Source organism: Gemmatimonas sp., assembly GCF_041689975.1.
GTDB lineage: Bacteria > Gemmatimonadota > Gemmatimonadetes > Gemmatimonadales > Gemmatimonadaceae > Gemmatimonas.
In genome coordinates this window covers 1-12,029 of the sequence record NZ_JBDNFF010000368.1, presented here as the reverse complement: position 1 = coordinate 12,029, position 12,029 = coordinate 1, and the positions used below count along the sequence as shown (strand labels likewise).

General features: G+C 65.6%; 9 protein-coding genes. All 9 read left to right on the top strand.

The window, feature by feature from the left end; translation table 11 throughout:
• The coding region (gene murF / locus ACESNG_RS21405; protein WP_373070743.1) for a UDP-N-acetylmuramoyl-tripeptide--D-alanyl-D-alanine ligase at positions 1-1,219 on the top strand (1,219 nt) is incomplete at its 5' end.
• Positions 1,219-2,361 carry a phospho-N-acetylmuramoyl-pentapeptide-transferase gene (gene mraY / locus ACESNG_RS21400; RefSeq protein ID WP_373062129.1) on the top strand — a complete coding sequence of 381 codons (1,143 nt, stop codon included), beginning with the start codon at positions 1,219-1,221 and terminating at the stop codon, positions 2,359-2,361. The genes murF and mraY, both read left to right, overlap by 1 nt.
• A gap of 12 nt (positions 2,362-2,373) precedes the next feature.
• Complete coding sequence (murD, locus tag ACESNG_RS21395; RefSeq protein WP_373070741.1) at positions 2,374-3,816, top strand: UDP-N-acetylmuramoyl-L-alanine--D-glutamate ligase; 1,443 nt, start codon at positions 2,374-2,376, stop codon at positions 3,814-3,816.
• 20 nt (positions 3,817-3,836) lie between these two features.
• A complete protein-coding gene (locus ACESNG_RS21390) occupies positions 3,837-5,006 on the top strand; it encodes an FtsW/RodA/SpoVE family cell cycle protein (protein ID WP_373070739.1) in 1,170 nt (389 codons plus the stop codon).
• A complete protein-coding gene (locus ACESNG_RS21385; protein ID WP_373062135.1) occupies positions 5,003-6,112 on the top strand; it encodes a glycosyltransferase in 1,110 nt (369 codons plus the stop codon). The genes ACESNG_RS21390 and ACESNG_RS21385 overlap by 4 nt, the downstream gene beginning before the upstream one ends.
• A gap of 39 nt (positions 6,113-6,151) precedes the next feature.
• A complete protein-coding gene (gene murC / locus ACESNG_RS21380) occupies positions 6,152-7,606 on the top strand; it encodes a UDP-N-acetylmuramate--L-alanine ligase (protein ID WP_373070737.1) in 1,455 nt (484 codons plus the stop codon).
• Positions 7,606-8,370, top strand: a complete 765-nt coding sequence (locus ACESNG_RS21375) for a cell division protein FtsQ/DivIB (RefSeq protein ID WP_373062139.1) — start codon at positions 7,606-7,608, stop codon at positions 8,368-8,370. Before murC ends, ACESNG_RS21375 begins: the two co-directional genes overlap by 1 nt.
• Positions 8,367-9,620 (top strand): cell division protein FtsA, encoded by a 1,254-nt coding sequence (gene ftsA / locus ACESNG_RS21370; protein ID WP_373062141.1) that lies wholly within the window; start codon positions 8,367-8,369, stop codon positions 9,618-9,620. The genes ACESNG_RS21375 and ftsA overlap by 4 nt, the downstream gene beginning before the upstream one ends.
• A 148-nt stretch (positions 9,621-9,768) precedes the next feature.
• On the top strand, positions 9,769-12,029 hold a 2,261-nt coding region (locus ACESNG_RS21365; protein WP_373070735.1), incomplete at its 3' end, for a M14 family zinc carboxypeptidase.

Genomic DNA, 12,029 nt, shown 5'->3' with positions numbered 1-12,029 from the left:
CATCGGCGAACGCTTCGACGCGCACGATTTTCTGGCCACTGCCCGCGACGCTGGCGCCGCCGCGTTCGTCGTGAGCGATGCCACCAAGGCCGCCGGACTCGGTGTGCCCACTTACGTCGTGCCCGATACGCTGGTCGCCCTCGGGCAGCTCGCCACCGCGTGGCGCCGCGCCTGGGGCCGCAGTGTGATCGCCGTGGCCGGTTCGAACGGCAAGACCAGCACGAAGGAACTGCTCAAGGCCGCCTTCGCGCGCACCTTGGTGGTGCACGCCACCAAGGGCAATCTGAACAACCGTATCGGCGTACCACTCACCCTGTTGGCCATACCGTCTGATGCCGAGGTCGCGATCGTCGAGGTGGCTACGAATACCCCTGGAGAAGTCGCGACGTTGCGGGACATTACTGAACCCGACATCGCGGTGCTCACCTCGATCGGTGAAGAACATCTGGAAGGCCTCGGTGACCTGGCCGGCGTGTTGCGCGAAGAAAGCGAGATTTTTCATCGCGTGACACTCGCGATCGTACCGTCAGCGCATCCCGAAGTCATGGACATCGCGAAGGCGCGCGCCACGACGGTGCTATCGGCGGGTCTCGAGCAGGCCACGGTGACGCCCACGGCGTGGGGGCTCGACGCCGAAGGGCGCGCGTGGCTCGAGGTCGGCGGCGTGCATTTCACGTTGCCGCTGCGTGGTGCACATCAGGCGGCGAATGCCATGCTCGCCATCGCAGCGGCCGGCGCTTGCGGGGTCCCGCTCGCCCACGCGGCGGCGGGCATGGCCGAGATGCCGGTGCCAGGCATGCGCGGGGCGTGGGAGCAGCACGGCCAGCTCGTCCTCATCAACGATGCCTACAACGCGAATCCGGCGTCGATGCGCGCTGCGCTCGACCTGCTCGATCGGGTGGGTTCAGGACAACAGCGGGTCGCGATTCTCGGTACGATGCGTGAGCTCGGTGCACAATCGGCGCAGCAGCATCGCGACGTGGCCGCGGCGGCACTGGCGTCTACGGCCGATCTGATCGTCGGCGTCGGTGACTTCGCGGCGGCCTTTCACGAGGTGGCGCCGACCGACGCGCGCGTGATCGTGACGCCCGACTTCGACGCGCTGTGGCCGCTCATCGAATCGCGACTCGAACGCAATGCCATCGTACTGCTCAAGGGCTCCCGTGGGATGCGTCTCGAGCGGCTCGTTCCTACGCTCACGACCTGGGCGACTGCGTAGTGCTTTACTCTCTGCTCCAGCCGCTGGCGCGCGACATCCGCGTGCTCAATCTGCTCAACTACATCACGTTCCGGTCGGCCGCCGCGTTCGTCTCGGCGTTGCTGCTCACGTTCCTGTTCGGCCCGATCATCATTCGACGTCTCCGCGCCATGGCGGTGCATCAGGTGGTGCGTGAGGGTACACCCGACTCGCATGCCGGGAAGGGAACCACGCCGACGATGGGTGGCCTCATCATCCTGGCCGCCACGTTCGTGCCGGTGCTGTTGTGGGCGCGCATGAGCAATCGCTACGTGTTGCTCGCCATGGCCGTTACCGCGTGGATGGGCATGATCGGGTTTCTCGACGACTACCTCAAGCTGCGGCAGAAGCGGGAAGGGAAGAAGAACGAAGGGCTCGTCGAGCGTTATAAACTCGCTGGCCAGATCACCTGCGGTATTGGTCTCGGGCTCATCCTGCTGCTGTTTCCGATTTCCACATTGCCCGGCGCCAGCACGACGTTGCCGTTTTTCAAGTACGTCCTGGTGGTGCCGGCGTTTGCCTGGGCGGCGTGGATGTACATCCCATGGGTCACGTTCATTCTCACCGGCTTCAGCAACGCCGTGAATCTCACCGACGGTCTCGACGGACTGGCCGCCGGACTCATGGCGATTGCCGTGCTCGCGCTCGGCCTGTTCGCGTACGTGGCCGGCCGCGTCGATACGAGTGCATATCTGCAGATATTCTATTTGCGCGGCGCCGGTGAACTCACCGTGTTCTGCGCCGCGGTGGTCGGCGCCTGCATCGGCTTCCTGTGGTACAACGCGCATCCGGCACAGGTCTTCATGGGTGACACCGGCTCGCTGGCGCTCGGCGGGGCGCTGGGGTCGATCGCGATTCTGCTCAAGAGCGAGTTCCTGCTATTGATCGTCGGCGCCGTGTTCGTGGCGGAGACCGTGTCGGTCATCCTGCAGCGCTCGGTGTTCAAGTACCGGAAGAAACGGTATGGGTTGGAGTACGCGCAACGGCATCGCGTGTTCAAACGGGCGCCGTTGCATCATCACTTCGAACTGTCGGGCTGGCCGGAGACGCAGGTCGTCATCCGTTTCTGGATCATCGGAATCCTCTGCGCGATTCTCGCGCTCAGCACGCTCAAACTGCGTTGACGGAGCGCGACCATGAGTGACGCACGGCCGCCGCAGGAGCTCGCGTCGATCGTCGCGCGACGTCTCGCCGAAAAGCGGGGAGAGTTCGCCGTGATCGGGCTCGCCCGCAGTGGTATCGCGGCCACGCGCCTGCTGCGCGCGGCAGGGCTCTCGGTGTACGTGTCGGATGCGTCGAGATCAGAGGCGGTGCGCAGCGCCGCCGCGATGCTGGAACGCGAAGGCGCCAGCGTGGACGTCGGCGTGCACAATGTGCAGCGTATTGCGCATTGCTCGCTGCTGGTCGTCAGCCCCGGCATTCCGCCCACGGCGCCGCCGATTCGTGCCGCGCTCAGCGCTGGCGTGCCAGTGGTGAGTGAGGTCGAGGTCGCATTGCGCTTGCAGCCCGCGCTGCGCTCCATCGCCGTCACTGGCACCAACGGCAAGACGACCACGACGGCGCTCATCGGACATCTGCTACGCGCCCTGGGGCATGACGCCGCCGACGTGGGGAATATCGGCACGCCGGTCTCCGAGCTTGCCCTCATGAAATCGCCACCGGTCTGGGCAGCACTCGAGTTGTCGTCGTTCCAGTTGCATGACACGCCCGGCATCATGCCCGATGTCGGTGTGCTCACCACGCTCAGCCCGGATCATCTCGATCGCTACGCCAATGTGACCGAGTACTACGCCGACAAGAAGCGACTGTTCGCGAATGCCGTACAAACGTCGCAGTGGGTGACGACGGCCGACAATGCCGATGTCGAGGCGCTGGTGGCCGGCATTCCCGGACAGTGGCACCGCTTCTCGGTGCAGCGCACCGATGTGGATGGCTACTTCCATCGCGGCTCGGGCATGCTGCATGTATTCGGCGAACCACTCGTGGCGCGCGACCAACTGGCACTGGTGGGCGACCATAATGTGGCCAACGCCTTGGCGGCGTTGCTGGCAGTGATGGCGGCCGATCCGTCGCATCGCATTCCCTCGGCACGCGCGCTGCTGGCGATCGCGATCGCGACATTCAGCGCACTGCCGCATCGGCTCGAGCCGGTCGTCGATCACAACGGCATGCTGTGGCTGAATGATTCGAAGGCCACGAACATCGACTCCACGAACGTGGCGCTGGCCAGTATGACGCGCCCCAGCATCGTGCTGCTCGGTGGGCGCCACAAGGGTGAATCGTATACCGCGCTTATTCCCGAACTGTTGCGCACCGCCAAAGCCGTGCTCGCGTACGGTGAGGCCGGCGCGCTGATCACCGGCGATCTGGAAGCGCCGCTGCACGGACGGGTGATGGTGGAGCACTGCGGGTCGGACAATTTCGAGCAGGTCATGCGCCGGGCGGGAGCCTTGGCGGTGGCGGGAGACGTGGTGCTATTGTCGCCGGCCTGTGCCAGCTTCGACATGTTCAACAACTTCGAAGCGCGTGGACGGGAGTTTGCGCGACTGGCGAATGTGCTCGCCGGGGACGCGCCGTGAGCGGGGCCGTGGCGGCAGTAATGGCTGGCACGCGGGAGCGCTGGCGCATGTCGCTCGAAGCGCGCGCGCTGCTGCTGGTGACGGCCGTGCTCATGGCCTTCGGGTTGGCCGTCTTGTACAGCGCCAGCGCATTGCAGGCGATCTCGGCGAATAGTCCCGGGCATTTCTTCGTGCTGCGCCAGTTTACCGGCGTGGTCGTAGGAGGGGCCGCGTTCGCGATCTGTGCGAAAATCGACGCCGAGATCTGGCGGCGGTATGCGTGGCACATCATGGGTATCAGTGTGCTGCTCATGCTCATCGTCATCCTGCCCGGCACGGAAGCGATCTCGAAGAGCATGTACGGGTCGCGTCGCTATCTGTTCAACGGCTCGATCCAACCGTCCGAGTTGGCCAAGTTCGCCGTGTTGGTGTGGACGCCGATGCTACTCGTGAAGAAGGGCGCGGCGGTGAAGCAGCTGGGGAAAGGGCTCATGCCGTTCGCGGTGGTCATTGGTGCGCTCAGCGTGCTCGCGATGCTCGAGCCCGACATTTCCGTGGCCATGATGTTCTGTCTCACCATGGCGGTGCTGCTCTTCGTGGGCGGTGCGCGCGTGACGCACTTTCTGCTCTTCGGTGCCGTGGGCCTCTTGTTGATCGGCTTTCAGGCGTCTCAGAGTTCATACGTGCGCAAGCGCGTGGAGAGCTTTCTCGCGAAGGAGCAAGAGTCGACCACGAGGTCAGCCACAGGCGATCAGCAGTACCAGTCGTTCGTGGCAGTCGGGTCGGGCGGCATTGTGGGTGTCGGCTTCAGTCAGGGCAATCAGCAGCGTGGATGGCTTCCGCTCGCCTACAACGATTTCATCGGCTCGATCGTGGGTGAGGAGTTCGGCTTCCTCGGACTCGGCGGACTCACACTCGCCTTCGCCCTGTACGGCTGGCTTGGATTCCGCATTGCCCGGCGAGCCCGAACTCCGTTTACAGCGCTACTCGCCATCGGGATCACATTTGTCACCGTGTTTACCGCGTTCATTCACCTCGGCGTGGTGATCGGGTTGCTCCCCAACACCGGGCTGACGTTGCCCTTCGTGTCGTACGGACGCTCCAACCTCGTGCTGACGCTGGCAATGACGGGCATCCTCGTGAACATCGGCAGCGATCGGGAGCGCGTGTACGGCGCCACCGCCACCGATCCGCTGGTTTCGATGGCATGACGAGCCCCGCCACGACTCGGGTGTTTTTCGCGGGCGGTGGCACCGGTGGCCATTTGTATCCGGGGCTGGCGATCGCGCGGGCGCTGGTGAAGCAGGCGCCGCATATCGAGCCGCATTTCATCGGCGCGCGGCGCGGTATCGAGCGCGATGTGCTGCCGACCACCGAATTTGCGTACACGCTGCTCGATCTGCATCCGCTGTATCGTCAGACGCCGTGGAAGAACCTACTCACGGGCGTGGGCGCATTCGGTGCGTGGCGCGCGATCACGAAACTGGCGGCGCCGAACGCGCCGCGCGCGGTGATCGGTACCGGCGGCTACGCGGCGGGTGTGGCGCTCGCCTGGGCGCGCGCTCACGGCGTGCCGACCATGCTGCATGAGCCCGACTCGCATCCCGGATTGACCACGCGCGCGTTCGCCAAAGGCGCCCGCACAGTGTTCCTCGGATTTCCGGAGGCGGCGACTCGGCTCGCCGTGGGCGCGAACACGCAGGTCCTGCCGTTGGGATGTCCGATCGAGCCGCCACCGACCACCTCGCGCTCGCGGGCCGAGGCGCGTCGCTTGTGGGGACTTCCCGACGACGCGTTCGTGGTACTCGTTGTGGGCGGTAGTCAGGGCGCGCGCGCGTTGAATGACGTGGTCGGCGCCTGGACGCAGCAGGGACTTCCTGGCGGCGTCGCGGTGATCTGGGCTACGGGCAAGCAACAGGCGGCCGCCTACCTTGGTCACGAATCGGACATGGTGCGCGTGCGCCCATATCTCGCTCCGATCGCCGAGGCGTATGCGGCCGCCGATCTTGCGGTCACACGTGCCGGCGCGATGACGATTGCCGAGCTATGTGCCTGGGGCATTCCTTCGCTGTTGGTCCCGCTTCCGAGTGCCGCGCAGGATCATCAAACGCACAACGCACAGGCCACGCAGGCGTCGGGTGCCGCCCGCTATGTGCCGCAGCGCGACTTCACCGTGGAAACGCTCGATGCCGCCGTCCGCTCGTTACGCGACGATCCCGCCACGCGAAACACCATGCATACCGCAGCGCTCCAGCGAGCCCGTCCCGCCGCCGCCGCTGATATCGCGCGTTCGGTCATCATGACCCTTGGCATGTAGACGGTGGGGATCGGCTGATCGGGTCGCCATATTGTAGCCATGTCTGCGCCGCATACCCGCCTCGATAGCGCCGAATCCGGCGCCCGCGCTCCGTCGTTGACGGCCGCCCTTCTGCTCGATCGCACCGACCCGCGTCCCGTGCATTTCATCGGCATCGCCGGTGCTGGCATGAGCGCGCTCGCTGAACTGCTCGCCCGTCGGGGCGTTCACATCCAGGGGACCGATGCCAATCCCGCCGGAGCCCCGGACCTCGCACGCTACGGGATCACCGTTGCCGCGCACGAGGCCGCACTGGTAAGCGGTGTGCGTGCCGTGGTCTACTCGTCGGCCATCGCCGCGTCACATCCTGAAATGGTCGCCGCGCGCGCGGCCGGCATGCCGCTGGTGCGTCGCGCCGAAGCCCTCGCGGATGCGGTCAGTGGTGGAACGCTGGTCGGCATCGCCGGCACGCACGGCAAGACCACCACGACGGTGATGACCACGGAGGCGCTCACGGCCGCCGGTCGAGAACCCACGGGCGTGGTCGGAGGACGGGTCGAGCTCTGGGCCGGTAATCTCCGACTCGGCGGTGACACCTATGTGGTGGAAGCTGACGAATACGATCGCTCGTTCCTGGCGCTCGATCCCGCGGTCGCTGTCGTGCTCAATGTCGAAGCCGATCATCTCGACATCTATCGTGATCTCGACGACATCATGCGCACCTTCGAGCAGTATGTCTCGCCGGCACGCGTCGTGGTGCGCTGCGCCGACGACGACGGCGCAATGGCGCTGCGCATTGCATCGCGGCACGAGGTGATCGCGTATAGTGCCACCGCACCCGGTACGGCGCCGTCCAATCACGCCGGCCACGCGCGACTCGTGGCTGATGCGTTGGTGCTCGACGCGATGGGCTCGCGCTTTCAGGTGCGCTTCGACGGCGAAGATCTCGGACCGGTGCAACTCGCGGTGCCGGGTCTGCACAACGCGCGCAACGCACTCGCGGCGCTCGGGGCGGGACTCGCCCTCGGCTGCACCGTAATGCAGATGGCGCCGGGACTCGCGAGTTTCCGCGGCGTCGAGCGTCGATTCCAGCGCTTGGGATCGGTGCAGGGAATCGATATCGTCGATGACTACGCGCATCACCCGACCGAAGTCCGTGCCACGATCGCGGCCGCGCGTCACGCGTACCCCGATCGTCGCCTCGTGCTCGCCTTTCAGCCGCACCTGTATTCCCGCACGCGCGATCTGCAGGAGGATTTCGCCGACGCGCTGAGCGTGGCCGACGTGCTCCTGCTGTGCGACATCTACGGCGCTCGTGAAGCGCCCGAGCCCGGCGTGACGTCGGCGCTCATCGGCGACCGAGTACGTGGGGGCGTTATGCAGTGGCATGGATCGAGGAGCGAGGCGGCGGCGGCGCTGCGCGCGATCGTGCAAGCGGGCGACGTCGTCATCACGATGGGTGCCGGGGACATCACGAAGACGGGTCCCGAATTGATCGAGGCGCTGCGCGGGTGATGGCTATCGCGGCGTTCGATCCCGACGTAACGTCGGCCAAACGGGGAAAACCGACAGCGGCGCCGAAAGGGGTGCGCCCCACGTGGCTGCGCTGGCTGCGAGCGATCGGCTTCCTGCTGGCCGTCGGTATCGTGGTGGGTGCGCCGTGGTGGGGCCCTCGGGCCCTCGCGCGTCTCGACTACTTCCACGCCCGGCGGGTGGTCTTCGAGGGCGTGCGTTATGCCCGTCCGACGGAGCTGCTGGCGCGCCTCGAGGTGGACACGGTGCAGTCGGTGTGGCAGCCACTCGAGCCACTGGCCGAGCGCATCCGAGCGCACCCGATGGTGGCGTCGGTGGTCGTCGAGCGGCAGCTGCCGGGGACCCTGCTCATCCGCGTGGTGGAGCGCGAGCCAGTGGCGTATGTGCCCCGAAAGGGGCGACTCGAACCGGCCGATGCGACCGGACGTCCACTGCCGATCGACCCGGTGCGCTATCCGCTCGACGTCCCTGTAGCCGCCACCGCTGATAGTGCGCTCTTGCACGTGTTGGACGGTCTGCGCAAGGACGCGCCGCGACTTTTTGCCCGCGTCTCGCACAGCGAACGGGCCGGAACGGACGAATTGCGCTTCAAATTGGGCGGGGTCACGGTGCGGACGACCTCCGACGTGACCGTAGCGCGCTTCAGGGACATATTACCTGTGGAAGCGGACCTCGCGCGGAATTATCTGCGTGCGGTGGAGCTCGACCTCCGCTTTCGTGACCAGGTGATCGCCAGACAGCCATGACTTCTGAACCCATTGTCGCCGCACTCGATATCGGCACCGCCTTCACCACCGCCATCGTCGCGGCGGTGCACGGCGATCTGCCGCGCACGCCGACGCTGCGCGTGCTCGGGGTAGGGAGCACCCGCACGATGGGCCTGCGCCGCGGTGTCGTCTCCGACATCGAGGAGGCCACGCACAGCATCCGGAAGGCCGTCGAAGAAGCCAGCCGCGTGGCCGGCGTCACCCCCGACTCGCTCTACGTCGGCATCGCCGGTGAGCATGTGCGGGCGATGTGCTCCACGGGTGTCGTGGCGATCAGCGGCCACGAGATCATGCGCACCGATGTCGATCGCGTGAACGAAGTCGCGCGGGCCATGGCGATTCCGCAGGATCGCGAACTGTTACATGCGATCCCGCAGGAATACCGTGTCGATAAAACGGACGGCATCCGCGATCCCGTCGGCATGATCGGTACGCGCCTCGAGACGGAGATGTATCTCGTCACGATCGGCAGCTCGCCGGCCATGAACCTGCGCAAGAGCATCGAACGCGCGGGATACAAAACGCGTGAGCTCGTGCTCGAGCCACTCGCGAGTGCGTTGGCCGTGCTGACCGAAGAAGAAAAGGAACTCGGCGTTATCCTCGTCGAACTCGGCGCCGGCACCACCGATCTGGCCGTGTTTCACGAGGGCAAGATCCGACATCTCGGCACGATTCCGTACGGCGGCAACGCCGTCACCAGCGATCTCGTGCAGGGACTCGGCATCACCAACAGCGATGCCGAACAGCTCAAAGAAGCGTATGGCTGCGCGTACGAGCCGATGGTCGACCCCGAGCAGGTGATCGCCATGCCGGCGTCGGCGTCGCACGGTGAGCGTCACATCTCGCGAGAGCTGATGACGCACATCATCCATCAGCGCATGGATGAGATTTTCGACAAGGTGCAGCGCGAAGTGCAGACGGCGGGCTTCGCCGGACGCCTGAACGCCGGCATCGTGCTCACCGGCGGAGGCGCCGCGCTCGAAGGCGTCAGCGAGCTTGCCGCCGACGTGTTCGGCCTTGGCGTACGCGTTGGTGTACCGGGCGACAAGGTCGGCGGACTCGTCGAGCAGATCGCCGCGCCGCGCTTTGCGACGGCGGTTGGGCTGGCGCTGTATGGCGCCCATCGCGTGGCGCTGGGCGGCGTCATCGCGCGCCGCCCGTCGCTCACGGGTGCCGGTGTCGACAAGCTGGCGACACGCGTGAAAACGTGGCTCCAGGATTGGTTCTAGCGTAACGGCGAAGTAAGGAGTCGGGAGTACGGGGTATGGGGACTTTGTCTCGGTACCCCGTACTCCGTATTCCCTACGCCGTACTCCGTACTCCGTATTCCCTACGCCGTACTCCGTACTCCCTACTCCCTACTCCAGCGGAGCTTACGTGTTCACCATCAGTCGCTCGCTTTTCCTACAACTCCGCCATGCGCTGCTGCTCGGCCTCACGCCGTTCGCGTCGTTGGCTGCCCAGCAGCTCACCACCGAAACGCGCGATCCCAATCAGAAGCAGGATCCGACGTTCACGCAGAGCTATCAGGAGTGGCTCGCCAATCCGAAGCATGGCAGCCCGTTGGTGGATCACTTGCCGCTGGTGGCGGGCATCCCCACACCGCGCGACGTGCTGGGATACCACATCGGTGCGCCGCGAAAGCTCACGTACTACGCCGATCAGCTGAAGTACTATCGGGCGCTCGCCGCCGCGACGCCGCGCGTGAAGATCGAAACGATCGGACGCTCCGACGAAGGCCGTGAACTTGTGGTGGTCTGGATCTCGTCCGAGCCGAACATGCGGCGCCTCGACCAGAACCGGAAAAACCTCGCCAGGATCGCCGATCCTCGCGGCATGACCGAGGCGCAGGTGAAGTCGGTACTGGCCGATACGAAGCCGCACTATCACTTCATGGGCGGCCTGCACAGCGGCGAAACCGGTCCGTCGGAAATGCTCATGGAGTTGGCGTATCGCCTCGTGACCGAAACGTCGCCGCTCATCAGCCAGATCCGGGAACAGCTGTATGTGTCGATGACGCCAGCAGCCGACGCGGACGGACGCGATCGTAATGTGGACTGGTTCTTCCGCGGTCTCGATATGGCCGCCGCAATTCCGGCGCCTGCGATCACGCCCGCGATCACGCCCGCGATCACGCCTGCAGCGCCCGCGAGGCCGGCGGCTCCGGTCGCAGCCGGCGACACCACGCGTCGCGCGCCGACGGCGGCACCCGCCGTGCCCGCACCAGGGGGTGGCTTCGGTGGTGGCGCCGGTGTGCCGTACTGGGGCAAGTACGTGTATCACGACAACAATCGCGACATCAACATCAAGCTCGTGCAGATGCGCGCGATCATCGAGTGGTACTTCACGGCTCACCCGCCGATCATGCACGACCTGCATGAAGCGCAGCCGTTGCTGTACACGTACACTGGTGGCCCGCCGCAGAATCCGAATCTCGATCCGATCCTGTTCGCCGAGCTGCCGTGGTTCGGCAACTGGGAAATGGCGCAGATGACCAAGTGGGGCATGCCGGGGGTGTACACGCATGCGTTCATGGACGGCTGGTCGCCCGGATATCTCGGATCGGTCGCGTACAACCACAACGGTCTCATGAAGATGTACGAGACGCAGTCCGGACGTGATCTCGACAGCACGGCGATGGCCAACGCGCGCAGCGGCACCGCCACGGCAGCGCCGACCGTGGGCGGTGGCCTGGGCGGTGGACGCGGCGGCGCGGTGCCGACCGGTCGTGGTGGTGCGCAGGATCGCGAGTGGTATCGCGGCAACCCGATCGGCTTCAACGACATTGCGACGTTCACGCGTCGCTCGAATACGAACTACATGCAGACCGGCGTGCTGTCGGCGCTGCAACTGGCGTCGATGTTTCCGGCCACCGTGCTCGAGAACTTCTACATCAAGACGCGCAACAGCATCGAGGAAGGCAAGGTCAAGGCGCCGTACGGCTTCGTGATTCCGCTGCAGCGCGACATGACGCGCGTGGCGGAGTTCGTGAATCTGCTCCGCGTCCAGCGCATCGACGTGGGGCAGGCCACCGCGCCCGTCAAGGTCGGTGCGATCACCTATCCCGCCGGCTCGTATGTCATCAAGCGCGATCAGCCGTACGGCCGTCTCGCGAAGAATCTCATCGAGCGGCAGCAGTATCCCGACGCGCGCCTGAACACCTACGACGACAGCGGCTGGTCGATGGGTCTCGCCATGGATGTGGATGTCGTCGAGATCGCCGACCCGAGCATTCTCAAGGCGGCCGTGTCGCCCGTAGAAAAGATCGTGCTCAAGGGGAACACGCGTGGCTCCGGCAACGCGGCGATCGCCGTGGCGCATACGGGCTCGAACAACATGGTCACGCTGCGCTATCTGATGCGCACCGTGCCGATGAAGGTGGCCGAGAGGAGCTTCAGCGCCGGCGACACCACGTTCCCGGCTGGGTCGTTCGTGGTCGATGGCAAGTACGCGCCGCGTGTCCGCACGCTGGTGGATTCCCTCGGGCTCACCGCCGCAATGCTGGGCAGCATGCCCTCGGTCACCATGCACGACGCCGATGTCCCGCGTGTCGCGATGTACTCGCAGTGGAGTGGCACACAGAATCTTGGCTGGTATCGCCTCACGTTCGACGAGTTCAAGATTCCGTTCGACCTGAT